20 protein-coding genes and 1 pseudogene are annotated in these 24,406 nt (G+C 72.3%); 13 read left to right on the top strand and 8 right to left on the bottom strand.

Going from position 1 to position 24,406, the window contains the following annotated elements:
• The first annotated feature begins 78 nt into the window (after positions 1-78).
• The 4 genes from QF030_RS06000 (at position 79) to QF030_RS06015 (ending at position 7,534) form a co-directional block, all read left to right on the top strand.
• The gene (locus QF030_RS06000; protein WP_307161599.1) at positions 79-3,069 is read left to right on the top strand and encodes an ATP-binding protein; all 2,991 of its coding nucleotides are present in this window, start codon (positions 79-81) and stop codon (positions 3,067-3,069) included.
• 476 nt (positions 3,070-3,545) lie between these two features.
• Positions 3,546-5,177 carry a serine/threonine protein kinase gene (locus QF030_RS06005; RefSeq protein WP_307161600.1) on the top strand — a complete coding sequence of 544 codons (1,632 nt, stop codon included), beginning with the start codon at positions 3,546-3,548 and terminating at the stop codon, positions 5,175-5,177.
• A gap of 202 nt (positions 5,178-5,379) precedes the next feature.
• Positions 5,380-6,351 carry an LLM class F420-dependent oxidoreductase gene (locus QF030_RS06010; RefSeq protein ID WP_307161601.1) on the top strand — a complete coding sequence of 324 codons (972 nt, stop codon included), beginning with the start codon at positions 5,380-5,382 and terminating at the stop codon, positions 6,349-6,351.
• Between the two features lie 130 nt (positions 6,352-6,481).
• Entirely contained in the window at positions 6,482-7,534 is a 1,053-nt protein-coding gene (locus QF030_RS06015; RefSeq protein WP_307161602.1) for a hypothetical protein, read from the top strand.
• Here the strand turns inward: QF030_RS06015 and QF030_RS06020 are convergent.
• Complete coding sequence (locus QF030_RS06020; RefSeq protein WP_373428740.1) at positions 7,531-8,031, bottom strand: DUF6328 family protein; 501 nt, start codon at positions 8,029-8,031, stop codon at positions 7,531-7,533. The two genes, QF030_RS06015 and QF030_RS06020, sit on opposite strands and share 4 nt — an antisense overlap.
• Before the next feature lie 93 nt (positions 8,032-8,124).
• Positions 8,125-9,108, bottom strand: a complete 984-nt coding sequence (locus QF030_RS06025) for an aldo/keto reductase (RefSeq protein ID WP_307161603.1) — start codon at positions 9,106-9,108, stop codon at positions 8,125-8,127.
• A 135-nt stretch (positions 9,109-9,243) separates the two neighbouring features.
• On the opposite strand from QF030_RS06025, the gene QF030_RS06030 reads away from it, so the two are divergent.
• A complete protein-coding gene (locus tag QF030_RS06030) occupies positions 9,244-10,968 on the top strand; it encodes a cholesterol oxidase substrate-binding domain-containing protein (RefSeq protein WP_307161604.1) in 1,725 nt (574 codons plus the stop codon).
• Here the strand turns inward: QF030_RS06030 and QF030_RS06035 are convergent.
• The 3 genes and pseudogenes from QF030_RS06035 to QF030_RS06045 all read right to left on the bottom strand — a co-directional run bounded on the left by QF030_RS06035 (position 10,965) and on the right by QF030_RS06045 (position 14,409).
• Positions 10,965-11,600 (bottom strand): TetR/AcrR family transcriptional regulator, encoded by a 636-nt coding sequence (locus QF030_RS06035; protein WP_307161605.1) that lies wholly within the window; start codon positions 11,598-11,600, stop codon positions 10,965-10,967. The two genes, QF030_RS06030 and QF030_RS06035, sit on opposite strands and share 4 nt — an antisense overlap.
• Positions 11,597-13,081, bottom strand: coding sequence for an MFS transporter (locus QF030_RS06040; RefSeq protein WP_307167484.1), 1,485 nt, complete (start codon positions 13,079-13,081; stop codon positions 11,597-11,599). The genes QF030_RS06035 and QF030_RS06040 overlap by 4 nt, the downstream gene beginning before the upstream one ends.
• A gap of 109 nt (positions 13,082-13,190) precedes the next feature.
• Positions 13,191-14,409, bottom strand: a pseudogene (locus QF030_RS06045) (FAD-dependent monooxygenase).
• Positions 14,410-14,760: 351 nt separating this feature from the next.
• On the opposite strand from QF030_RS06045, the gene melC1 reads away from it, so the two are divergent.
• From melC1 to QF030_RS06060, 3 genes are all read left to right on the top strand, one after another.
• Positions 14,761-15,129, top strand: a complete 369-nt coding sequence (melC1, locus tag QF030_RS06050) for an apotyrosinase chaperone MelC1 (RefSeq protein ID WP_307161606.1) — start codon at positions 14,761-14,763, stop codon at positions 15,127-15,129.
• Between the two features lie 44 nt (positions 15,130-15,173).
• A complete protein-coding gene (melC2, locus tag QF030_RS06055; RefSeq protein WP_307161607.1) occupies positions 15,174-15,998 on the top strand; it encodes a tyrosinase MelC2 in 825 nt (274 codons plus the stop codon).
• Between the two features lie 92 nt (positions 15,999-16,090).
• On the top strand, positions 16,091-16,540 hold the full coding sequence (locus QF030_RS06060; protein WP_307161608.1) for an SRPBCC family protein: 450 nt from the start codon (positions 16,091-16,093) through the stop codon (positions 16,538-16,540).
• Positions 16,541-16,552: 12 nt separating this feature from the next.
• Here the strand turns inward: QF030_RS06060 and QF030_RS06065 are convergent, their stop codons facing one another.
• Both QF030_RS06065 and QF030_RS06070 read right to left on the bottom strand, forming a co-directional pair.
• Positions 16,553-17,275 carry a ribonuclease H family protein gene (locus tag QF030_RS06065; protein WP_307161609.1) on the bottom strand — a complete coding sequence of 241 codons (723 nt, stop codon included), beginning with the start codon at positions 17,273-17,275 and terminating at the stop codon, positions 16,553-16,555.
• 31 nt (positions 17,276-17,306) lie between these two features.
• Positions 17,307-18,107, bottom strand: a complete 801-nt coding sequence (locus QF030_RS06070) for a VOC family protein (protein WP_307161610.1) — start codon at positions 18,105-18,107, stop codon at positions 17,307-17,309.
• A 314-nt stretch (positions 18,108-18,421) separates the two neighbouring features.
• Here QF030_RS06070 and QF030_RS06075 point away from each other — a divergent pair, with 314 nt between their 5' ends.
• Genes QF030_RS06075 through QF030_RS06090 form a run of 4 tightly spaced genes read left to right on the top strand, consistent with a single transcriptional unit; the run spans position 18,422 to position 22,797 of the window.
• The gene (locus QF030_RS06075) at positions 18,422-19,864 is read left to right on the top strand and encodes a family 2B encapsulin nanocompartment shell protein (protein WP_307161611.1); all 1,443 of its coding nucleotides are present in this window, start codon (positions 18,422-18,424) and stop codon (positions 19,862-19,864) included.
• Between the two features lie 16 nt (positions 19,865-19,880).
• Positions 19,881-20,933, top strand: a complete 1,053-nt coding sequence (locus tag QF030_RS06080; RefSeq protein ID WP_307161612.1) for a family 2 encapsulin nanocompartment cargo protein terpene cyclase — start codon at positions 19,881-19,883, stop codon at positions 20,931-20,933.
• A 50-nt stretch (positions 20,934-20,983) separates the two neighbouring features.
• Positions 20,984-21,862: a geranyl diphosphate 2-C-methyltransferase gene (locus tag QF030_RS06085; RefSeq protein WP_307161613.1), complete on the top strand. Its 879-nt coding sequence runs from the start codon at positions 20,984-20,986 to the stop codon at positions 21,860-21,862.
• A 44-nt stretch (positions 21,863-21,906) separates the two neighbouring features.
• On the top strand, positions 21,907-22,797 hold the full coding sequence (locus tag QF030_RS06090; protein WP_307161614.1) for an aminoglycoside phosphotransferase family protein: 891 nt from the start codon (positions 21,907-21,909) through the stop codon (positions 22,795-22,797).
• Between the two features lie 21 nt (positions 22,798-22,818).
• On the opposite strand, the gene QF030_RS06095 is transcribed toward QF030_RS06090, so the two are convergent.
• A complete protein-coding gene (locus QF030_RS06095) occupies positions 22,819-23,301 on the bottom strand; it encodes a VOC family protein (RefSeq protein WP_307167485.1) in 483 nt (160 codons plus the stop codon).
• A 466-nt stretch (positions 23,302-23,767) separates the two neighbouring features.
• Between QF030_RS06095 and QF030_RS06100 the strand changes: the two genes are divergently transcribed.
• A complete protein-coding gene (locus QF030_RS06100; RefSeq protein ID WP_307161615.1) occupies positions 23,768-24,406 on the top strand; it encodes an ATP-dependent Clp protease proteolytic subunit in 639 nt (212 codons plus the stop codon).

The raw sequence follows: 24,406 nt of genomic DNA on the forward strand, positions 1-24,406 counted from the left end.
CGCTGTCGAGATCGTCCCGGCAGGGCTCCGTTCCTGGTCGGGGGCCGCGTCGTCGGTGGCGCATGCCAGGATGGAGTCGTGTCGCAGACCGTGTTCGCCACCCCGTTCATCGGCCGGGAAGAGGAACTCGCCCGGCTTTCCGACGTGCTGGAGGGCGCCCGGGGCGGTGCGTCGCGCGCGGTGCTGATCGCCGGGGACGCCGGCGTGGGCAAGACCCGGGTGCTGGGCGAGGCCGCCGCACGGGCGGCCGCTGCCGGCATGACCGTGCTCACCGGACACTGCGTCGACCTCGGTGACGTGGGGCTGCCGTATCTGCCGTTCACCGAGATCCTGGGCCTGCTCGCCGCCGACGAGCGGTTCTCCGCCGTGCTCGCCGCACACCCCCTGGTCGACCGGCTGCTCGGCGCGGGCGACACGGACCCCGACGAGGCGGGTCCCGGCCCGCGGTCCGGCAGCGGGGAAGGCCGGCTGAGGCTGTTCGAGGGGATGGCGGCGCTGCTCGCCGACCTGTCGGGCGTCACACCGCTGCTCCTCGTTCTCGAGGACCTGCACTGGGCCGACCAGTCCTCCCGGGACCTGCTGCGCTTCCTGCTCAGCCGGGGCTTCCTCCAGCGGCCCGCGGGCAACGGCACCGGTCACCGGCTGGCGATCCTTGCCTCCTACCGCGCGGACGACCTGCACCGCCGGCACCCGCTGCGCCCGCTGCTGGCCGAGCTGGTGCGGCTGCCGGCCGTGGACCGGCTGGAGCTGCGGCCGCTGGCGGACGCGGAGGTGGCCCGGTTGCTGCGCGCCCTGGAGGACCGGCCGCTGCCGGACGCCACGGTGCGCCGGATCGTCGAGCGCGCGGAAGGCAACGCCTTCTACGCGGAGGAGTTGCTGGCGGCCACGGACACAGGGGCCGGCGGAATGCCCAGCGGGCTCGCCGACCTCCTCCTCATCCGCGTGGAGCAACTCCCCGAAACCGCCCAGCAGGTGCTGCGCACCGCCGCCGTCGCGGGGCGGCGTGTGGAACACGATCTGCTGCGGGACGCGGTCGGACTGCCCGAGGACGAGCTGGAGTCGGCGCTGCGGGAGGCAGTCGGCCACCAGCTCCTGGTCGCGGGCGAGGACGGCGCGTACGCCTTCCGGCACGCCCTCGCCCGCGAGGCGGTGTACGCGGATCTGCTGCCGGGTGAACGGTCGCGGCTGCACGGCGCGTTCGCCGCGCTGCTGGCCGACCGGGGCCACCGTGCCGAGACCGCGGCGGAACGCGCCCACCACTACCGCGAGAGCCACGATCTGGGCCAGGCCCTCGCCGCCTCGCTGGAGGCCGCCGACCACGCCCGGCGGGTCGGCGCGCCCGCCGAGGAACTCCGCCAGCTGGAAGCCCTGCTCGACCTCTGGGAGTCGGTGCCCGCGACGGCCCTCCCCTCCGGTGACGGGGCCGACCGCGTCACGCTGATGCTGCGCGCCTCGGCCGCCGCCGCGCACGCCGGGGAGGCGCACCGCGCGGTCTCCCTGACCCGGGCCGCGCTCGCCGGCGTGGGCCAGGACGCCGACTCCGAACTCGCCGCCCGTGTGCGGTACACGCTGGCCGGCACCCTCATGGGCGTCGACAGTCTGACGGCCGCGTTCGCCTACAGCAGCGAGGCGTTGGCGATGATCCCCGCCGAACCGCCGTCGCCGACCTGGGTGTGGGCCGCCGCCACGCATGTGCTGGCGGCCCGGCAGGTCGGTGAGCTGCCGACCGCCCTGCGGGTCGCGCGCCGGGCGCTGCGCGCCGCCGAGCGGCTCGATCTGACGGACGCGCGTGCCGACCTCCTGGTCTCCCTGGCCAACCTCGAGGGCGACGGCCGGCGCTCCGCAGAGGGGCGCGCGCGGCTGACGCAGGCGCGCGAACTGGCCCGGCGCGGCGGCAACGCGCCGGTGGAGATGCGCGCCCTGTTCACCCTGGCCATCGGCGCCTACGAGGCCGGGGAGCTGGAGGAGTGCCTGCCCTGGCTCTCCGAGGGCCTGGACCGGGCCCGCCGGGCGGGGCTGCTGTCCTCGCCGTATCCGCTGGAGATGCGGTACCTCCAACTGCTGGTGCTCTACACGCTGGGCCGCTGGGACGAGTGCCTGCAGACGGCGGCGACCGACCTGGCGGTGCTGCCGGCGTCGGGGGGCTACGCGGTGGGTCCCGCCCTGTATGTGGGCCTCGCGCGCGGCGACAAGGGCGTCGCGGACCGGGCCCGGGCTCTGATCGGGGGGCGCTTCGACTGGATGGCGGCGCTCGTCGCGGGGATCGTGCTGACCGACGCGGCGGTGCTGAGCGGTGACGCCGAGGCGGCGGTGGCCCGGCTGCGGTCCTCGGTCGAAGCCCTGACGGACGACGCGGGCACGCTCCCGGACGTCACGGTCCGGCTGACCGCGCTCGCCCTCACCGCGGTCGCCGAGGCGGCGGCCGGGGCACGGCGCGGCGGTGACGCGGCGGCGGCCGACCGCTGGTCGGCGGTGGCGACGCAGCTCCTGGAACCGGCGCGGGCGGTGGCCCGGCGGGGCGCGACCGGCGTGCCGCAGGGCCCGGAGGGGCGCGCCTGGCTGGCCCGCGCGGAGGCCGAGTGGGCGTGGGCCACCAGCGGGCCGGACCCGGCGGCCTGGGAGAGGACCGTGGCGGCGTTCGGCTACGGCGACGCCTACGAGCTCGCCCGCTGCCGACTGCGGTACGCGCAGGCCCTGCTGGCGGCCGGGCGGCGCGAGGAGGCGGCCGCCGAGGCCCGCGCCGCCCGGGAGACGGCCGTACGGCTGGGCGCCACGCCCCTGCTGGAACGGGCGGACGACCTGCTCCGGCGCGGGCGCCTCACCGACGCCGGGTCCACGGCCGGGGGCGGTCCGGCGCCCCTGACGGCCCGGGAGCGGGACGTGCTCGGGCTGCTCGCGCTCGGCCGGAGCAACCGGCAGATCGGCGAGGAGCTGTTCATCAGCGGCAAGACGGCGAGCGTCCACGTCTCCAACATCCTCGCCAAGCTGAGCGCGGCGAGCCGCACGGAGGCCGTGGCGATCGCCTATCGCGAGCGGCTGCTCGAACCGCAGCCGGGCGCGCCGCGCTGACCCGGCCGGCCCCGGCCCGGCCGCGACGGACGGCACGGGCGCGACGAACGAGACGGGCGCGACGAACGGGACGGCGCGTGGCGTGCTGGACGGGCGCCGCTGACGGGATGCCGGGCGTGTGGGCGTGGATCCCCGGAACGAGGTTCCGGTCGTCCCGGCCGGATCGCTGTGCGAAGGCGACCGGCCGGATCGGGGAAATCGACGGGATCACTTCCGAGCAGGAATGCAGCGCGGTCGAGAGGGTGCGTTCCCGGGAACCCCGCAGAGCCCGTCCGGCGCGTTTACCGCTGGTTACACCGCAGGACCGACCCAGGACGACGGCCGGCAATTCCTTTTCTCGTACATGCGCTCGGGCCGAAGCGGCGCCTTTTTTGAATAAAAGACAGAAAACACACCGGAGTCGCCCGTCAATTGAACGGACCCCCTCGCGCCGGTCGTACCACTGGGAAAGGTGAGTGCCGGCGTTTCAGCGAGGGATGACCATGGTCAAGACGCACGTCTCCACGCACGAGTTGGTCGCCGGGAGGTACCGGCTGCTCGACGTCGTCCACCGGGAGACGAACCGCGTCGGCTGGTACGGCGAGTACGTCGAGGACACCGGGACGGCGCGGCCGTGCCTGGTCACCAGGATCGGGCTGCCGGCCGGCCAGGGCGAGGAGAAGGCCCGCCAGGCCGCCGACCGGGTCCTGCGCATGTCCGAGACGATGGCGCGGCTGTGTCCCGGCCGGATCGCCGCGGTCGTGGACGCCGTGGCGGAGGCGGGTTCCCTGTGGACCGTCACGGAGTGGATCGACGGTCTGCCTCTGAGTCAACTCCTCTCCCAGAAGGGGGCGTTCAGTCCGGCCAAGGCCGCCTCAGTCGGGCTGGAGCTGCTCGACGTGCTCGAGGTGGCGCACGGCGAGGGCATCACCCACGGCGAGCTGAGCCCCGGTCAGCTCTTCGTGCGGTCCCGGGGGCCCCTCGTGCTCACCGGGTTCGGGCTGGCGGGCGCGACCCTCGCCCCCCGGGTGGCGGCCCCGGCGTACGCCTCCCCCGAGCAGGCCCGGGACGACCGGATCGGCCCGGCGGCCGACCTGTGGGCGCTGGGCGCGATCCTCTACACGATGGTCGAGGGAAGGCCGCCGTACCGGGACCGGGACCGGCCCGAGAGCACGCTGAAGGGCGTGGACCGGCTGCCGCTGCGCACCCCGCTGCGGGCCGGTCCGCTCACCCCGACCGTGCAGGGGCTGCTGCGCAAGGACTCCCGGGAACGGCTGACCAGAACCGTCGTACGCCAGTCGCTCACCCGGGTGCTGGAGGAGGATCCGCACGCCGTCCTCCAGGCTCCCGCGCTGAAGCGTGCCTGTGCCGCAGCCCGGTACGTCGGTCCGCGGTGGAGCGGCCGGGCCATGGCGGCCGGGACGGCACTGGCCGTCGTGACCGTGGCGGTCGCCGCCCTCGCCGTCACCCACACGCTGCCCGACACCGACGACACGGCGGGGAGCGGTGCGCCGGCCCGGCCGTCCGCGTCCGCCGCGGGACCCGGCGAGGACGCCGGCGAAAGAGACTCCCCGGCGCCGAGCCCGACCGCGCCGAGCAGCCCGGCGCCGAGCACGCCCCCGGATGTCTCCCCTTCGGCGTCCGCCACCGCCGACGCCCTCCCCGAGGGCTACCGCGTCTACCGCGCGCCCGAGGGCTTCTCGGTCGCGCTTCCCGGGGGCTGGAAGCCGCTGGAGACCACGCGCGGCGCCGACGAGGCCTACCGCGTCACCTTCGGGGCGTCCGGCGATCCGCGCACCCTCGCGGTGACCTACAGCGAGAGCGCGGGACCGGACCCGGTGGCCGTCTGGCGCGAGGACGTCGAGCCCGGCCTGAAGAACGACGACGGTTTCCGTCGGCTCGGCGCCATCGAGGCGACGACGTACCAGGGATACGAGGCCGCCGACATGGAGTGGCTCATGAACGCCGACGGCACCCAGGTGCGCACCTTCGGCCGCGGTTTCCTGCTCGGCGGGCACCGCAGCTTCTCGCTGCGCTGGACGACGCCCGCCGCGGACTGGGGCAAGCGCGCCAACGGCGAGGCGCTGGAGACGTTCCTGCGGACCTTCCGGCCCGGTTCAGCCGCCTGACCGGGGCGACCGGCGTGGTGCGCGCAGCGGGCCGCCGTGCAGGGGTTTCGTGTCCCAGCGGGCGGTGAACGTACCGTCCGTCGAGGAAGCAGGTCACCCGCAGGCGGTGCGGGGTCCCGATCGGACTACGGACCACGGACGGCGGTTCTGTTTCCTCTCCGGGCGCCCGTTTCCTCATCCGGCGGCCGGGGACTCGGGCCTCATGGTGCAAATCGGATACACGATGATGACCGAACAGGCCGGCCCCCGTGACCTGGTCGACCACGTGGTGCGTGCCGAGGAGGCGGGTTTCGACTTCTCGGTGACCTCGGACCACTACTTTCCGTGGCTGCGCGCCCAGGGCCACTCGCCGTACGCCTGGACCGTGCTCGGCGCCGCCGCCCAGGCCACGTCACGCATCCCGCTGATGACGTACGTGACGTGCCCGACCTTCCGCTACCACCCGGCGGTGGTGGCGCAGAAGGCCGCGACGATGCAACTGCTGTCCGAGGGACGCTTCCGGCTGGGACTCGGCGCCGGGGAGAATCTGAACGAACATGTGGTCGGCGGTGGCTGGCCCTCCGTGGACGTGCGCCACGAGATGTTCGAGGAGGCCGTGGAGATCATCCGCGCGCTGTTCGAGGGTGGCCACGTGACACGGCACGGCACCCACTACGACGTGGACTCCGCCCGGCTGTGGGACCTGCCCGACGAACCGCCGCCGATCGGCGTCGCCGTCTCCGGCGAGCGGTCGTGCGCCCTCGCGGGCCGGCTGGCCGACCTCGTGATCGCCACCGAGCCCCAGGCGGGTCTGCTGGAGGCGTTCGACCGCAACGGCGGCGAGGGCAAGCCGCGGGTGGGTCAGCTGCCGATCTGCCACGACGCCGACCGGGACACCGCCGTGAAGCGGGCGCACTCCCAGTTCCGCTGGTTCGGCAACGGCTGGAAGGTGAACTCCGAGCTGCCCCACCCGGACTCCTTCGAGGCGGCGACCCAGTTCGTGACGCCCGACGACGTCGCCGCCTCGATCCCCTGCGGCGACGACCCGGACGACTTCGTCGAGGCCGTACGACCGTACGTCGAGGCCGGTTTCACGGAGGTCGCCCTGGTGCAGATCGGCGGGGACGCCCAGCACGCGTACCTGGACTGGTCGGAGAAGACCCTGCTGCCCGCGCTGCGCAGCGCGTTCGGCTGACGGGCCGCCGACGGGCCGCGCGGCCCGCACACGGGTCTGGCAAAGCATCGCCAAGAGGTGCATATAGGCTGCCGTTCCGCACTGCCGCAGTGCCGGTACTCCGTCCAGCAGCCGTAGAGGAGAGTCATCCGTGACCCTGGCGATCGACCTGCCCGAGACGTCCCCCGAAACGCCTCCCGCGCCCCTGTCCGACCTCGTGGCGCGGGACGCCCGTGAGTTCGGCGTCTACGCGCGGACCGGCGGGTGGGCCTTCGGCCTGATGGTGGCGCGCAGCGTCCGGCCGGGCGGGCAGGGCGCGGACGAGACGCCGAAGGTGTCGGCGAAGGAGTTCGCGAAGCTGGCCGGCTGCTCCCCCGACCGCGTCATGCGGTACTACAAGGCCTGGGACCGGGCCGCCGACGACGGTCTCGTGCCGCACTTCGAGGAGCTCGCGCCGGGCCAGCAGGTCGAGCTGCCGGACGCGGAGGTGTGGCTGACCTACTACGTGTCCCGGTCCGGCGCCGGCTCCGAGCGCGGTACCGCCATCGCCGAGGCCGCCGAGGCCGAGGGCATCCGCCCGACCAAGGCGCTGGAGGTCGCGGAGAACCCCACCGCCCTGCGCGCCGCGATCCTCGCCGACCCCTCGACCGCCCGCGCGGCCCGCGCCGCCCTCCTGGACCGCGTCAAGGAGGACCCCGATCTCCAGCTGGAGCTGGCCCGGGACGTGGTACGCACCGACGACCTGAAGAAGGCCGTGGCCACCGAGAGCCGCTCGGCCGACCGCATCGGGTACGTGCGTCAGATCGCCGAGTCCGGCCGGATCAGGACGCCCGCCGGACAGATCCTCGACGCGCCGGCCGAACTGCGCCAGGAGGCCGAACGGCACCTCTCACTGCTCGACGAGCTGAACGACGACGAGGACGCCGGCGAGTGGGCCGGCGATGCCTACGACACGATGAAGAGTCTCGTCGTGGAGACCGTCGAGGCGGACCCCGAGCTGCGCGTCCAGGAGCGGCGCACGAAGTTCTACAGCAGCCTCCAGCGGGCGACGAAGGTGTTCGAGGAGCTGACCTTCGACGACGTCGACGCGCAGGAGTTCTACGAGGACGACATGGTCCAGCGGCTGGAGGAGCTTCAGCAGGCGATCGGCAGCTGTATCACCGCGCTGCGCGGCGCCCGGGGCGCCGCGCCCGAAGCCGGCTAGCCGCGCGTCGTGTAGCGGCGCCGGGTCCACAGCGGCAGCACGAACCAGCACAGCGCGTACCACGCGACCACACCCGCGACGAGATACGGCACGAAGTCGTTGTGGGTGGCCACGCGCAGGATCAGCAGCAGCGAGGCGGTCATGGTGGCGAGCAGCAGGAGCAGTCCGACGAGGGTCAGCCGGGACGCCCACCGCACCGCCTGCGGTTTCACCCGCCGCCCGGAGACCAGGCGGTGCAGGGAGACGGGGCCTATGAGAGCGCCGGTCGCGCAGGCGCCCAGGACCACGGTCACGATGTAGATGACCTGGTCGACGTGTTGCAGGTCGGCGTAGCGCGGGGTGAACACGACGGTCAGCAGGAAGCCGAAGAGGATCTGCACGCCCGTCTGGGCGACCCGGATCTCCTGGATGAGCTCCCCCCACATGCGGTCGGCTCTTTCCTCTTCGGTCTCGTTCCGCCCCCTGCGCTGCTCGGCCTTGGCCGCCGTGTCCGTCACGTGTGTCGTCCTCCCGGTTCGAGTGGTCGGTCCCCTCTCCCCGCGAGTACCCCGTGAGCGGCGGTTCTCTCCGGCCCGCCGCCCCGTTTCCGGCTACCAGCGTCCTTCGACCTGCTCCTTGACGCGCCGGTCGTAGAGTTCGCGGACCGCCGCGAGCGTCTCCTCGGTCAGCTCCGGGAGCTTGGCGGCGGCGGCGTTGGCACGGGCCTGCTCGGCCGAGCGCGCGCCCGGGATGACGGTGGTCACGCCGGGCTGCTGGACGATCCACCGCAGCGCGAGCTGGGCCGGCGTGTACCCCTCGGGCGCGAGGGCCGCGAACTCGACGGCGGCCTCGACCCCGGTGACGTAGTCGACACCGGAGAAGGTCTCGCCCTGGTCGAAGGCCTCGCCGTGCCGGTTGTAGGCGCGGTGGTCGTTCTCCGGGAAGACGGTGTCCTTGGTGTACTTGCCGGAGAGCAGGCCGGAGGCGAGCGGGACGCGGGCGATGATGCCGACCCCGGCCTCACGGGCCGCCGGGAGCACCTCGTACAGGGGCTTCAGCCGGAACGGGTTGAGGATGATCTGCACGCTCGCGACGCCCGGCCGGGCGATCGCGGTGAGGGCTTCGGCGCAGGTCTCCACGCTGACGCCGTAGTGCGCGATGCGCTCCTCCTCGACGAGGGTGTCGAGGGCGTCGAAGACCTCGTCGCTGGAGTAGACGGGGGTGGGCGGGCAGTGCAGCTGCACCAGGTCGATGCGGTCGACGCCGAGGTTGCGGCGGGAGCGGTCGTTCCAGGCGCGGAAGTTGTCCAGGACGTAGTTCTCGGGGATCTGGTCGACGCGGCGGCCCATCTTGGTGGCGACCAGCACGTGCAGGTCGGGCCGGCCGCTGAGGAACGCGGCGATGGTCTGCTCGCTGCGGCCGTCCCCGTAGACGTCGGCGGTGTCGAAGAAGGTCACCCCCGACTCGGCCGCCGCCTCCAGAACGGTCAGGGCCTCCTTGTCGTCGACGTCTCCCCAGTCGGCGCCCAGTTGCCAGGTGCCGAGACCGACGACGGATGCGTGCTGACCAGACCTACCGAATTCGCGCTCGTCCATGACGTCAGTCTGTCATCCGCCGTGACCTGGTGCGGAACCGGCCGCTCCGGGCGCCACCTGTGAATATTTCCCCCTCAGGAGTGACGGTGTTCGACACGGCGACCGGACGCGCCGACCGGCCCCTACCGTGAACGCGTGACTGATCGTTCAGTGAGCAACCATCTGCCGGAACACCCCTCCTGGACCCGCCGTGGCTTCCTGGGCACCGCGGCCGCCGCCCTGCTCGGCACGCCTCTCCTGGTGGCCGCCGATCCGGCCGTCGCGGCGCAGGAGCTGCCGGACTTCCCCCCGGACGTGTCCCTCTCCCGTACCGCGTACCGCAACTGGGACGGCGAGATCACCGTGACCGGCCTGTGGGCCTGCGCGCCCGAGGACCCGGCCCAGGCCGTGGACGTCGTCAACTGGGCCTGGCGGCACGGCTGGACGGTCCGGCCCCGGGGCGCCTCGCACGGCTGGTCGCCGCTGACCGTCCCGGAGGGCCTGTCCCCGGACGCACCGGTCCTGCTCCTCGACACCTCGGCGCATCTGACCGGCTTCGCCCTGGAGTCGGCGGACGAGGTGCGGGCCGGGGCGGGGGTCACGCTGGAGGCCCTGCTCACCTTCCTGGAAGGGCACGGACTCGGCGTCACCGCCGCGCCGGCTCCCGGCGACCTGACCCTCGGCGGCGCCCTCGCCATCGACGCGCACGGCACCGCCGTACCGGCACGGGGCGAGCAACGGCTGCCCGGCCAGACGTACGGCTCGCTCAGCAACCGCGTGCTCTCCCTGACGGCCGTGGTGTGGGACGCGGACACCGCTGCCTACGCCCTGCGGACGTACCGCCGGGACGAGGCGGACTGCGCGGCGCTGCTCACGCATCTCGGGCGGTCGCTGGTCACCGAGGTGGTGCTGCGGGTGGGGGCGAACAGCAACCTGCGGTGCGTGAGCCGTACGGACATTCCGGCGAAGGAACTGTTCGCGGCGCCCGGCGCGGGCGGGCGGAGCCTGGCGGACTTCCTGGAGGCCGAGGGGCGGGTCGAGGCGATCTGGTTCGCGTTCACCGAGTTCCCCTGGCTCAAGGTGTGGTCCGTCGAACCGGCCAAGCCGCTCACCTCGCGGCGCGTGACGTCGCCGTACCCCTATCCCTTCTCCGACAACGTGCCGACGCCGGTGGCCGACCTGGCCGGGCGGATGGTGGCGGACGCGGCCTGGTACCTCGCGCCGGTGCTCGGCAACGCCCAGCTCGACGTGGCCGCGCTCGGGCTCGTGGCGACCCTGTCGGCGGACATCTGGGGGCCGTCCAAGAACACGCTGCTCTACATCAGGCCGACCACCCTGCGCGTGCACGCCAACGGGTACGCGGTCCTGACCGGCCGGGACCGGGTCCAGCGTGTCGTCTCCGAGTTCACCTCCTTCTACCGGGAGCGGCTGACCGCGTACGCCGCCCGGGGACGCTTCCCCGTCAACGGATCCGTGGAGATCCGGGTGACCGGGCTCGACGATCCGGCGGAGGCGGGACTCGCGGGCGCCCTGGCGCCGTCGCTCTCCGCGCTGCGGCCCGACCCGGACCACCCCGAGTGGGACACGGCCGTGTGGCTGGACGTGCTCACGCTGCCGGGGACGCCGTACGCCGACGCGTTCTACCGCGAGCTGGAGCGCTTCCTGCTCTCGTCGTACGACGGCACGTACGCCCGCGCCCGGGTGGAGTGGTCGAAGGGCTGGGCCTACACGGACGAGGCCGCATGGAGCGACGGGGAGGTGCTCGGGACCGCGGTGCCGGAGTCCTTCGGGGGCGCCTGGGACGAGGCGGCGGCCGTGCTCGAGCGGCTGGACCCGCACCGGGTGTTCCGCGCGCCCCTGCACGAGCGGCTGTTCCCCTAGGGGCTGCCGGGGACGGCCTGGGACGGTGGGGGACCGTCCAGCTGGACCTGCACCGTCGGCCCGTACCGCTCGACGATGTGCTCGACCGGCGTCGCCCTGAGCTCGGTCCCGCGGGCGATGCCGACCATCACGCCCAGCCCGAGCACGGTGGCCACCGCGAGTTCGGCGCGCAGCCCCGGGTCGGGGCCGGTGAGGCGGGCGGCCAGGCGTTCGGTCACCTGGGTGCGGAAGTTGGCGCGCAGGATGTCACCGTGGTCGCCGTGCAGGGGCGCGAACGCGATGCGCAGCAAGGGGTCGGCGCCGCGCTCGCGCTGGCTCGCCACCACGTGCCGGACCATGTGCGGGCCCAGCGCCGCCAGGGGGGCGTCCAGCAGGGCGTCGGCGTCCTGTGCGAAGGACATCACCCGGGCGAACAGGGCGTCCTTGTTGCCGAAGTACTTCAGGACCAGCGGCGCGCTCACCCCGGCGCGCTCAGCGACGGCCTTGAGGGTGATGTCGGCGTGCGCCTGGCGGGCGAGGAGGTACCGGGCGGCGCGCAGGATCGCCGCCTTGGTCGCCTCGGCGTCGCGCCGGGCGGGGGCCGGCGGATCGGTCGCGGCCGGGGCGTCGGATGGAGTGCTCACGGCACTCATGCTCCCTCCAGCGCCCCGTCGCCGACGGAGCGGGTGCGGCCGCGGACCCGCCGCGTGTCGTCCGGTCCGGCGTCGCCGGGGATGGTGAGCGCCACCGCGCACGCGGCCAGGGCCACCGCGCCCGCGACGCCGAACGCCAGCAGATAGCCGTGCAGGGTCGGCACCGGGGCTCCGCCGACGAGGCCGGTGTGGTGCACGAGGACGGCGGCGACGGCGGCGCTGGAGGTGGCCTGGCCGATCGTGCGCATCAGGACGTTGACGCCGTTCGCCGAGGCGGTCTGCCCGGGCGGGACGGCGCGCAGGATCAGCGAGGGCAGCGCCGAGTACGCGAGGGTGGTACCGGTCGCCACGACCGTCGCCCCCACCATGATCATCCACAGGTCACGGCTGTCGACGACGCGCAGGGCGTAGCCGCAGGCGATGACGACGGCCCCGAGAGCGAGGGTGATCCGCGGCCCCCGTGTCTGCGAGATGCGGGCGGAGAGCGGCGAGAACAGCAGCATGGTGATGCCGCCGGGCAGCAGGCACAGGCCCGTCTGGACGATGGACAGCCCCAGGCCGTACCCGGTCGCCTCCGGCGCCTGCACCAACTGGGCGGTCACCAGGGAGTTCGCGTAGAAGGCGAAGCCGGTCAGGAGCGCTGCCACATGGGACAGGCCCACCCTCGGCCGGGACACCAGGCGCAGGTCCACCAGCGGCTGTCGGGCGCGCAGTTGGTGCCACCACCACAGGCCGAGGACGGTCACGGCGGCGAGGAACAGGCCGACGATCCGGGGGCTTCCCCAGCCCCACTGGCCGCCCTGGGACACGGCGAGGAGCAGGCTGATCAGCCCGGTGGCCAGCCCGAGCGCCCCCGTCACGTCGAACCGGCCGGGCTCGCGCACGGGCGACTCCGGTACCGCCCAGCGGATCAGCGCGACACCGGTCGCGCCCAGCGCGGCGGTCACCCAGAACATCACGTGCCAGTCGGCGTACTGCACGATCACGGCCGCCGCCGGCAGCCCGAGCGCGGCGCCGATACCCACGGTGGAGCTCATCAGCGCCACGGCGGATCCCCGGCGCTCGGGCGGCAGTTCGTCGCGCAGGATGCTGATGGACAGCGGGACGACGGAGGACGCGGCGCCCTGAAGGGTGCGGGCCGCGATCAGCACGCCGATGTCGGAGGTCAGGGCGCAGATCACCGACCCGGCGGCCATCAGGGCGAACGAGACGAGCAGCACCCGCCGCTTGCCGTACATGTCCCCGGCGCGGCCGAGGACGGGGGTGAGGACGGCGCCGGACAGCAGCGCGGCGGTGACCATCCAGGAGACCGCGCCAGCCGAGGCGCCGGTCAGCCGGGGCAGGTCGGGCAGCAGGGGGACGACGACGGTCTGCATGACCGCCATGAGGATGCCGCAGTAGGCCAGGACCGGGATGGTGAGCCGGGCCCGCAGACCGGCGGCCCTCCCGGCCGGGGCGGGTATCGGAGCGGGCGACGCGATGAGCACTCCAGCGGCCTGAAGGAAACAAAAAAGGTGAATGGCAATTCACCGTATCAGTGAATTGCCATTCACCTCATGCCCCGGTCCAGCCGCTGCACCTGCCTCCCGGCTACTTCCGGGAGGTCAGCGCCCTGGCGTGCGCGCCGCGCGCCAGCCTCGGGCCCAGCCAGCGCTTGAGCCGGCGCAGGGCCTCCAGTTGCCCGGCTGCCCGGTCGAGCCGGTAGTAGAGCTGGGGCGGGACATAGGGCAGCAGGGGTGAGTGCCGCTGGCCGAGCAGGGCGAACATCTGCTCCGGGGGGAGGTCGATGTAGCGGGCGAGGTTCTCGTACCACTGGGCGCTGTAGCGGGCCGCGCTCTGGAGCGACAGCAGGGCCGACTTGCGTTCCCGCTCGTAGCGGGCGAGGGCTTCCGGCAGGTCGGCGCAGTCACGCAGGGCGTCGGCCAGGGCGATGGCGTCCTCCAGGGCGAGGGTGGTGCCGGCGCCGATCGAGTAGTGGGTGGTGTGGGCGGCGTCGCCGAGGAGCACGAGCTTGCCGCGGTACCAGCTGCGATTGGTGAGGGTGCGGAAGGTCAGCCACTGGGTGCTGCCGTCGGCGGCGGCGCGGCCGATCAGGGACCGGCCGTCGAGGATGTGCGCGAAGAGCTTCTCCAGCCGGGCCAGTCCGTCCGCCCTCGCTCGCCCGGTCGAGGCCGAGTCCGGCCAGGGTCTCGGGGGCGCACTCGATGACGCAGGTGCTCTGCTCGGAGCTGAAGGGGTAGCCGTAGCACCAGATCCAGCCGTGCTCGGTCTCCACGAAGGCGAAGGTGAAGGAGTCGAAGACCTTGGTGGTGCCGAGCCAGATGTAGGAGTTGCGCCCCGGCGTGAGTTCGGCGCCGAAGTCGTCGGCGTGGTGCGTGCGCAGGGCACTGTGGACACCGTCGCCGGCGACGACCAGATCGGCGTCCGGGAGGTTCTCTGCGGTGATCCCGCTCTCGTACTCCAGCCGTACGCCGAGCGCGCGGGCCCGGGCGGCGAGGATCTCCAGCAGCTTGTGCCGGCCGATGCCGTGCCCCTCGTCGCCCGGCTGACGGGTCGCCAGGTCCCGTACGTGGGCGACGCCCTCGTTCCAGCGGACGGACTCCTCCTCGATCGCGTGCGCCGACTCGGGGTCGCAGACGCGGAGTCTGTCGAGGAGGCCCTGCCAGTACGTGACACCCCAGCCGTAGGTCGAGCCCTCCGGGTCGCGCTCGTGGACGGTGACGTCGTGGGACGGATCCTGCCGCTTGAGCAGGATCGAGAGATACAGGCCGGCGGGCCCGCCGCCGACACAGGCGACCTTCACGCACACTCCCAGGAGTTACCAGTCGTGGTTGATTGACGACGCAGGGTAGCAGTGCACGGCGCCCGCACCCGGACGCCCCACCTGCCCGATCGCGCCACTTTCCCCACGTGGGCCACACCACCGCGGACGGGTCGGCGCGCGAAAGATCACCGGAAGCGGTGGGTTCGCGGAAAGGAATTGCCCCTTCCGCCCACCCCCGCCCCTCACCCACAACAAGATCATCTTCGTTGAGGATTGCACGACATGTAATTGATTGTCCTGATCACAGCCAACCCCTCCCGGGCGGTTTCTCCCTTTCTCCCCGAGGTCGATAGGCATACGGGGTCGTCAACCGAACGCAACCCCCGGAGGTCCCGCATGCCGGAACTCAGCCGCCGTCGCGCACTCACCGCGGCCGCCGCCCTCACCGGTGCCGTACTGGTCGCCGCCCCCGCCGCCCGCGCGGACGACCATCACCACGACCCCCACGGCTCCCCCGATTCCTTCGACGAGGTCTACAAGGGCCGCCGAATACAGGGCCGGCCCACCGACGGCGGCGGCCATCACCACGGCGGCGGCTACGGCGTGTACGTCGACGGCGTCGAACTGCACGTGATGCGCAACGCCGACGGGACCTGGATCAGCGTGGTCAGCCACTACGACCCGATGCCCACCCCGCGGGCCGCCGCACGGGCCGCGGTCGACGAGCTCCAGGGCGCGCGGCTCGTACCGTTCCCCACCGGCTGACCGGCCGAACCACCCTCCTTCCGCGCACCCTTGGAGCACCGCACATGACCGTCCGCAAGAACCAGGCGTCCCTGACCTCCGACGAGAAGCGGCGGTTCGTCGCCGCCGTCCTCGAACTCAAGCGCAGCGGCCGCTACGACGCCTTCGTCACCACGCACAACGGCTTCATCCTCGGCGACACCGACAACGGCGAGCGCACCGGCCACCGTTCCCCTTCCTTCCTGCCGTGGCACCGCAGATTCCTGCTGGAGTTCGAGCGGGCGCTGCAGGCCGTGGACGCCTCGGTGGCGCTGCCGTACTGGGACTGGTCCACCGACCGTTCACCGCGTTCCTCGCTGTGGGCGCCGGACTTCCTCGGCGGCAGCGGGCGCAGCCGGGACGGCCAGGTGATGGACGGTCCGTTCGCCGCGTCGGCCGGCAAGTGGGCCGTGAACGTCCGCGTGGACGGCCGCACCTACCTCCGGCGCGCCCTGGGAGCGGGCGTCCGTGAGCTGCCGACCCGGGCCGAGGTCGAGTCGGTGCTGTCGATGGCGACGTACGACATGGCTCCCTGGAACAGCGGCTCCGACGGCTTCCGCAACCATCTGGAGGGCTGGCGCGGGGTCAATCTGCACAACCGGGTCCATGTCTGGGTCGGCGGGCAGATGGCGACCGGGGTCTCCCCCAACGACCCGGTGTTCTGGCTGCACCACGCCTACATCGACAAGCTGTGGGCCCAGTGGCAGCGCCGGCATCCAGGGTCGGCGTACCTCCCGGCCGGCGGGACGCCGGACGTCGTCGATCTCCACGACACGATGAAGCCCTGGAACGACACCGCCCCGGCGGACCTCCTCGACCACACCGCCCACTACACCTTCGACACGGACTGATCAGCGGCCACGGGTTTGCACCACGCGCCCCGGGTACCCGCGACGGACACTCAGCGTCGAGGCGCACCATCACAACCAAGGAGGAGACGATCGTGTCGCAGGTCGAGGAATCCATCGAGGTCGGCGTGCCCGTGCACACGGCCTACGACCAGTGGACGCAGTTCGAGACCTTCCCCGCGTTCATGAGCGGGGTGGACCGCATCGAGCAGCGCACGGACACGCTCACCCACTGGGTGACCAGTGTGAACGGCGTGCGCCGGGAGTTCGATGCGGAGATCACCGAGCAGATCCCGGACGAACGGGTCGCCTGGACCACGGTCTCCGGCGAGGCCCGGCAGGCCGGCGTGGTGACCTTCCACCGGCTCGACGACAGCCACACCAAGGTGATGCTCCAGATGGAGTTCCAGCCGGAGGGCGTCACCGAGACCGTCGGCGACAAGCTGGGTTTCGTGAAGCGGCAGACCAAGGGCGATCTGGAGCGCTTCAAGGAGTTCATCGAGGAGCGCGGCCTGGAGACCGGGGCCTGGCGCGGCGTGGTGTGATCCGCGCGCCGCTCAGCCCGCGTCGGCGTCCGCCGTACGGCACTCCGGATGTCCCCAGCCCTGCGCGTTCTTGGCGATCTGCTCGCCGGCCGCGTACGGGCGGCCGCATACGCAGCGGCCGGGGAACCTGGCCTTGAGCGTGCGCGACGCCGATGCCGAACCACCGCTCCGCCGGGGGGACTTGCCCCCGGCGGAGCGGTCTGTCTTCGCGGACTTCGCCTTCGGGGTGTCCGGCGAGGCCGGCGGCTCCGGCGAGCCCTGCTCGCTGCCGGCCGGCTGCTGGACGACGGCCGCCTGGCTGGCGGCGCGGTCGGCGAAGTCGTTGAGCGGGTCGCCGTCGACCTGGTGGGCCGGCACATAGCGGAAGTCGACCGAACGGCCGTCGAGCAGTTCGTCGATGCGGACGACCAGTTCCTGATTGGCCACCGGCTTCCCCGCGGACGTCTTCCAGCCGTTGCGCTTCCAGCCCGGCAGCCAGGTGGTGACGGCCTTCATGGCGTACTGCGAGTCCATCCGGACCTCGAGCGGCACGGCCGGGTCGGTCGAGGCCAGCAGGCGTTCGAGGGCGGTGAGTTCGGCGACGTTGTTGGTCGCCCTGCCGAGCGGTCCCGCCTCCCAGCGGGCCGGTGTCTCCGCGTCGTCCGCGACCACCCAGGCCCAGCCCGCCGGTCCCGGATTCCCCTTCGAAGCCCCGTCGCACGCGGCCACCACTCGTTCACGCATACTCCCGATCATGCCACGGCCCTGCCGGCGCCCCGTCCGGCGGCTAGGAGACGTCCGCGGTCTGCGGCATGTCGCCCGCGGTGGTGGTGACGTCGATCACGGAGAAGCTCGCGCCCTGCGGGTCGCTGATCGCCGCGAACCGTCCGAACGGAGTGTCCATCGGGCCGAAGCGCAGGACACCGCCGAGCTTGGTGGCCCGGGCCACGGCGTCGTCGCAGTCGTCGACCGTGAAGTACACGTTGACGTACGACGGCACTTCGGGCGGGAACTCGTCCGTCATCTTCATACGGCCCAGGACCATGTCGCCGTCCACCTCGAACAGCCGGAAGTCGACCGCGTCGTCCAGGAGCTGCTTCGCCGTGTAGGGGAACACGGCCGGCAGGAACGCGTCCGTCTTCTCCGGTTCGCGGGTGAAGACCTCGGCCCAGCAGTACGCGCCGGGCTGCTCGGGCGGCGCCTCGAAGCCCTCGTGGACGCCCGCCTGCCAGACGCCGAACACGGCGCCGCCGGGTTCGCGGCCCAGGCACATCGTGCCGAAGTCGCCCACCCGCATCGGCTCCATCAGCACCTCGCCGCCGTTCTCACGGATCTTGCCGGCGGTCGCGGCGGCGTCCGGGGAGGCGAAGTACAGGCACCACTGCGACTGGCCCTCCTGGCCGGGCATCGGCGGGACGACGGCGGCCACCGCCTTGCCGTCCGCGTACGCCTGGGTGTAGTTGCCGAACTCCGACGACGCATCGCCGAAGGTCCAGCCGAGGACCTCGCCGTAGAAGGTCTTGGCGGCCTCCACATCGCTGAACATCGCGTCGGCCCAACAAGGGATTCCCTCTGGACGTACGACCATGACCGCAGCCTTCCGATGAGACGGGTTGTCCGGTTTCTCACGCTAGTCACCCGGCCGTCCGCTCGCGCGCCGAACACACGGGTAACCCAAAGTGATCCCCGAGCGCTCCGGCGCGTGGGAGCACGCGAAGCAAGCCGTGGCACACGCGAGGCCTCTTCCGCCCCATCAGGCAGGTTTGCACCCGCCGGACCATGAAACCGCCCCCTTCACGCCGTACCCCCTCGTCACTCAGGGTGCTTGGCTGGTGCACGCGGATCTTCGAACCGAACCTCTCGACGGGTCCGCTCATCTCCGTGCACCTTCCTGGAGGGAATGTGTCCACACCGGACAGCGCCACCGGTCCAGCCCTGGACGAACCCGCCCCCGAACCCCCCGCCGACGCGCAGCTCACCAGTCTCAGCACCCAGGCGGCCCGCCAGCTCGCCACCACCCACAAGTCCGAACCGCAGATGCAGGCCATCAGCTCGCGCTGGTTGCTGCGCATGCTGCCCTGGGTGGACGTCAAGGGCGGCACCTACCGGGTCAACCGACGGCTCCAGCTGCGCGTCGGCCGGGGTCGGGTGCAGTTCGAGCAGAACGGCGGGAACGACGTACGGGTCATCCCGCAGACCCTCACCGAGCTGCCCGTGCTGCGCGGCTACTCCGACAACGGAACCCTCGCGGAGCTCTCCTCCCGCTTCCGGACGCGGGAGGTCCGGGCCGGTCAGGTCGTCTTCGAGGCCGGACAGCCGGTCACCGAGACCTACCTCGTGGTGCACGGCCGGTTCACCCGTTTCACCGCCGGCAAGTACGGCGAGGAGGAGATCGTCGGGGTCGTCTCCGGCGGCGACCAGCTGGGCGACGAGGCCCTCGGGCAGGACGACCCGCTGTGGCTGAGCTCGGTGCGCGCCGAGACCTCGGGCGTGCTGCTGGCACTGCCCTGGGAAGACCTGCGGGAGTTCGTCGGGCGGGTGCCGTCCCTCGCCGCCCACTTGGAGGCCTACGCCGCCCGGCAGCGGCTTCCGATGAACCGCAAGGGCGAGGCCGAAGTGCCGGTCCAGGCCGGCCACACCGGGGAGCCGACGCTGTCGGCGGGCTTCGTCGACTACGAACTCTCGCCCCGTGAGTACGAGTTGTCGCTGACCCAGACCGTGCTGAAGGTCCACACCCGGGTCGCCGACCTCTACAACAACCCGATGGACCAGACGCACCAGCAACTGCGTCTGACCGTCGAGGAGATCCGCGAACGGCAGGAGTGGGAGCTGGTGAACAACCGGGAGTTCGGGCTGCTGCACAACGCCGACCACTCCCAGCGGGTCAGCACGTTCACCGGACCGCCGACCCCGGACGACATGGACGAGCTGCTGTCGATGCGGCGCGGGACCAAGCTGTTCCTCGCCCATCCCAAGGCGATGGCGGCCTTCTTCCGGCAGTGCAACCGACGCGGTCTGACGCCGGGCACGGCCACCGTCGAGGGGCACGAGATCCCGGCCTGGCGCGGGGTGCCGATCTTCCCCTGCAACAAGATCCCGATCAGCCCGCAGCACACCAGCAGCATCATCGCGCTGCGCACCGGCGAGGCCGACCAGGGGGTCGTCGGCCTGTACCAGACGGGCATCCCGGAGGAGTTCCAACCCGGCCTGAACGTGCGGTTCATGGGGATCGACGCCAACTCCATCATCCGCTACCTGGTGACCGCCTACTACTCGATGGCCGTCCTGGTGCCGGACGCCGCCGGGGTCCTGGAGAACGTCCAGGTCGGCCGGACGGCCGAGTGACGACGGGGAGTTCGCGATGAGCACGCCTGTGAGCACCGGGCGGACGCTGCCCGGGCCGCCGAATCTCGCCGCCACCCTGCGGGCCCGGCGCGGCGGGGCGATCCCGGGGCTGCGCTACCGGAAGGTCGCCCCCGCCGACCCCGAGAAGGCCGCGGAGGTGGACCGCAGGCTGGAGGAGTGGGCCCGCGGGCTGGACCTCTTCCCGGCGGCCTGGAACGGCGACTTCGCCGGGTTCCAGTTCGGCCGTGCCGTGGTCCTCCAGCACCCGGGCGCGGCGGACCCGGAGCGTCTCACCGCGGCCGGCAAGCTGCTGCTGGCGGAGAACGTCGTCGACAGCTGTTACTGCGAGGAGGACGAGGGCAGGGGCGCGTCGCGCAGCGGTCTCGCCGGGCGGCTGATCCTCGCGCAGTCGGCGCTCGACCCCTTCCACGGCCCGCCGCACCACCAGGAGGAGTGGGCGCGGGGAATGCAGGCCGACGGTCCGCTGCGCTCGTACCACTGGGCGCTCAAGGACTACGCGGCGCTGGCCACCCCCAGCCAGACCAACCGGTTCGTGCACGACATCGCGCGCCTCCACCTGGGCTATCTCGCCGAGGCGGCCTGGGGTGAGACGCGGTATGTGCCACGGATCTGGGAGTACCTGGTGATGCGGCAGTTCAACAACTTCCGGCCGTGTCTGTCGATCGTCGACGCGGTGGACGGCTACGAACTGCCCGAACAGCTCTACGCCCGCCCGGAGATCCAGCGGGTCACCGCGCTGGCCTGCAACGCCACCACGATCGTCAACGACCTCTACTCCTTCACCAAGGAGCTGGCGTCCGATCCCACCCATCTGAACCTGCCGCAGGTCGTGGCCGCCAACGACCGGCGCGGACTCAAGGCCGCCTATCTGAAGTCGGTCGAGATCCACAACCAGGTCATGGAGGCGTTCGAGGAGGAGTCCGCCCTGCTCGCCGCCACCTCGCCGCTCCTCGAGCGCTACCTGAGGGGTCTGTCGGACTGGGTGGCCGGCAACCACGAGTGGCACGCGACCAACACCCACCGCTACCACCTGCCCGACTACTGGTGACCGCCCGCTTCCTGACACACCGCCCTGCACAGCACCATGAGGAGCCACCGTTGACCACAGCCCACGACGCCGGCACCAAGTCCGTCCCCGTGCCGACCCAGTCCACGTACCAGAACCGCGTCGCGGACTACTGGAACGCGGAAGAGAACCCGGTCAACCTCGAACTCGGCAGGATCGACGACCTCTACCACCACCACTACGGTGTCGGCGAGGCCGACTGGACCGTGCTCGACGAGCCCGACGCCGAGCTGCGCCGGGAGCGGGTCACCGCCGAGCTGCACCGGCTGGAGCACGCCCAGGCCGAACTGCTCGCCGCCCACCTCGGCCGGCTCACTCCCGCCGACCGCGTCTTCGACGCCGGCTGCGGACGCGGTGGCGGCAGCGTCACGGCCCATCTGCGCTACGGCTGCCACGCGGACGGCGTCACCCTCTCCGGCAAACAGGCCGAGTTCGCGAACGAGCAGGCCCGCAAGCGGGGCATCGACGACCAGGTGCGCTACCACCACCGCAACATGCTCGACACCGGCCTGGAGACCGGCGCCTACGCGGCGTCGTGGAACAACGAGTCGACGATGTACGTCGAGCTGGACCTGCTGTTCGCCGAGCACGCCCGGCTGCTGCGCCGCGGCGGACGCTATGTCGTCATCACGGGCTGCTACAACGACGCCTACGGCCGGGCCTCGCGCGAGGTGTCGCTCATCAACGCCCACTACATCTGCGACATCCACCCGCGCTCGGCGTACTTCCGGGCGCTGGCCCGCAACCGGCTGGTGCCGGTCCATGTGGAGGACCTCACCGCGGCGGCCGTCCCCTACTGGGAGCTGCGCAGCCAGGCCGACCACCTGGTGACCGGCATCGAGGAGACGTTCCTGACCGCCTACCGCAACGGCAGCTTCCAGTACCTGCTGATCGCGGCCGACCGGATCTGAATTCCGTTGGACAGCGGCGAGGTCCGTCCCGTGCAATGAGCCGCATGGGCGCGGTGAGGATGCATACGGACGAGGTCGACCTCGACGCCCCGCTGGTGAGCCGGCTCGTCGCCGCCCAGTTCCCGCGGTGGGCCGGACTGCCCGTGCGGCGCCTGGAGTCCTCCGGGACGGAGAACGCGATGTTCCGGCTGGGCGCCGACAAGGTGGTGCGGCTGCCCCGGCATCCCGGCGCGGTCGGGAGCGTGGCGCACGAGCAGCGCTGGCTGGCCCGGCTGGGGCCGGGGCTGCCCGTCGCCGCGCCCGTACCGCTCGCGCTGGGCGGGCCGGGTGAGGGGTTCGCCTGGCCCTGGTCGGTCTACCGCTGGCTGGACGGCTCCAACCCGGTCGCCGGCGCCGTCGAGAAGCCCCACGGGCTGGCGGCGGACCTGGCGGAGTTCGTCATCGCCCTGCGCGCTCTCGGGACGCGGGGCGGGCCGCCGAACGACCGGGGCGTGCCGCTCACCGAACGGGACGCCCCCACCCGCGACGCCCTCTCCCGGCTCGCGGGGCGGATCGACACCGGCGCGGTCACCGCCCTGTGGGAGGAGGCACTGCGGGCACCCGGGCGCGCACAGCCGCCCGTCTGGGCCCACGGCGATCTGTCGCCCGGGAACGTACTGGTGCGCGACGGGCGGCTGACGGCGGTGATCGACTTCGGCGGTGTCGGGGTGGGCGACCCGGCCGTCGACCTGATCGTCGCCTGGAACCTGCTGCCCGCCTCGGCCCGCGGAACCTTCCGCGAGGCGGTGGGCGCGGACGACGCGGAGTGGGCGCGCGGGCGGGGCTGGGCCCTGTCGATCTCGCTGATCCAGCTGCCGTACTACTGGCAGACCAATCCGCCGCTGGCGGAGAACTCCCGGCACGTGATCGGCGAGATCCTGGCGGAGGCCCGTTAGCGCGCCCTCGTCACCGGTCGCCTACGCGCCGTCGTGGGCCTTCTTCAGGGCGGCGACGTCGAGCTTGCTCATGGCGTACATGGCCTTGGTGGTGCGGTTGGCCTTCTCGGGGTCGGGGTCGCTGATCATCTCGATCAGTCCGTCGGGGATGACCTGCCAGGACAGGCCGTACTTGTCCTTGAGCCAGCCGCAGGGGCCGGGCTCGCCGCCGTTCTCGGTGAGCCGGGTCCAGTAGTGGTCGACCTCCTCCTGGTCCGCGCAGTAGATCTGGAAGGAGACCGCCTCGCTGAACGTGAACTGCGGACCGCCGTTGATGCCGACGAACTTCTGCCCGTTGGCCGTGAACTCCACGGCCAGCACGGAGCCGGCCGGGCCCGGACCCGCCTCGTTGTAGCGGCCGATGTTCCCGATGCTGGAGTTCTTGAAGATCGAGACGTAGTGGTGGGCGGCTTCCTCGGCCTGGCCGTCGAACCAGAGACACGTGGTGAATCCGTCGGTGGTCATGCATACCTCCTGGGCGTGGAACGCGGTCATGGTGTCGACTCCTCGCCGCCCCGAAACTCATCGCTCGGACCGTGTGGGGCGATCCGGACGGCCGGTGCCGGCCACGGAACCGGCATCCGCTGCGGGCGGTCGTCCGGCAGCGGATGCGGCAGCGGCAGCGGGCCGTTCCGTCGCGACACCGCGCGGAGCGATCTCGACGACCCGCACGCGCCCCGGGAGCCGTCGACCGTGCCGACGGCGCTCGCCCGCTCACGCGCCGAGTCCGCAGTCCCCAGCGAAGGTGCCCGACCCGCCGGTGGGCGATGTACGGGCGTCCTTCCGGCAGTTGGGCGACAAGGGTGGGTCCGCGACGGAGCGAGGAGTGCTCTGCCCGTGGCGAATCTGCCAGGGGCAGAGAAACCGCGTACGGGCATGGTCCGAGGTCAAGAGTGGGTCGACGGCAGTCACACCACGACGAGGAGAACCGATGACTCCACTGACCATGCTCGCTCCCCGCGCCGAGGAGGGCGACACCGCGCCCTCCCGCTTCGACGACCTGCTCGCCGCGCAACTGCTCGGCCAGCGCGTCGTACTGCTCGGTACCCAGGTCGACGAGGTCTCCGCGAACCGGATCTGCGCGCAGCTGCTGATCCTGTCGGCGGAGGACCCGCGCACCGACATCGGCCTCTACATCAACAGCCCGGGCGGGTCGGTGCACGCGGGCCTCGCCATCTACGACACGATGCAGCTGATCCCCAACGACGTCTCGACGCTCGCCATGGGCTTCGCGGCCAGCATGGGCCAGTTCCTGCTCAGCGTCGGCGCGCCCGGCAAGCGGTACGCGCTGCCGAACGCGCGGGTCATGATGCACCAGCCGTCGGCCGGGATCGGCGGCACCACGGCGGACATCGAGATCCAGGCGGAGAACCTGGAGCACACCAAGCGGACCATCGAGCGGATCACCGCCGAACACACCGGCCAGTCCCCGGAGGCCATCTCGCGCGACGGGGACCGCGACCGCTGGTTCACGGCCGAGGAGGCCAGGGAGTACGGCATCGTGGACCGGGTCGTGGAGTCCCTCGCGGACGTCCGCCCGGCCGCGCAGAAGCGACGGGTGGGGTTGTGA

Source organism: Streptomyces rishiriensis, from assembly GCF_030815485.1.
Lineage (GTDB): Bacteria > Actinomycetota > Actinomycetes > Streptomycetales > Streptomycetaceae > Streptomyces > Streptomyces rishiriensis_A.

What these genes read in the sequence shown, in the direction of transcription:
- QF030_RS06010 (WP_307161601.1), top strand. Translation starts at nt 5,380, where the DNA reads ATGGTGCAAATCGGATACACGATGATGACCGAACAGGCCGGCCCCCGT.
- melC2 (WP_307161607.1), top strand. Translation starts at nt 15,174, where the DNA reads ATGACCGTCCGCAAGAACCAGGCGTCCCTGACCTCCGACGAGAAGCGG.
- QF030_RS06080 (WP_307161612.1), top strand. Translation starts at nt 19,881, where the DNA reads ATGAGCACGCCTGTGAGCACCGGGCGGACGCTGCCCGGGCCGCCGAAT.
- QF030_RS06100 (WP_307161615.1), top strand. Translation starts at nt 23,768, where the DNA reads ATGACTCCACTGACCATGCTCGCTCCCCGCGCCGAGGAGGGCGACACC.
- melC1 (WP_307161606.1), top strand. Translation starts at nt 14,761, where the DNA reads ATGCCGGAACTCAGCCGCCGTCGCGCACTCACCGCGGCCGCCGCCCTC.
- QF030_RS06070 (WP_307161610.1), bottom strand. Translation starts at nt 18,107, where the DNA reads ATGGTCGTACGTCCAGAGGGAATCCCTTGTTGGGCCGACGCGATGTTC.
- QF030_RS06090 (WP_307161614.1), top strand. Translation starts at nt 21,907, where the DNA reads ATGGGCGCGGTGAGGATGCATACGGACGAGGTCGACCTCGACGCCCCG.
- QF030_RS06035 (WP_307161605.1), bottom strand. Translation starts at nt 11,600, where the DNA reads ATGAGTGCCGTGAGCACTCCATCCGACGCCCCGGCCGCGACCGATCCG.
- QF030_RS06005 (WP_307161600.1), top strand. Translation starts at nt 3,546, where the DNA reads ATGACCATGGTCAAGACGCACGTCTCCACGCACGAGTTGGTCGCCGGG.
- QF030_RS06025 (WP_307161603.1), bottom strand. Translation starts at nt 9,108, where the DNA reads ATGGACGAGCGCGAATTCGGTAGGTCTGGTCAGCACGCATCCGTCGTC.
- QF030_RS06065 (WP_307161609.1), bottom strand. Translation starts at nt 17,275, where the DNA reads ATGATCGGGAGTATGCGTGAACGAGTGGTGGCCGCGTGCGACGGGGCT.
- QF030_RS06095 (WP_307167485.1), bottom strand. Translation starts at nt 23,301, where the DNA reads ATGACCACCGACGGATTCACCACGTGTCTCTGGTTCGACGGCCAGGCC.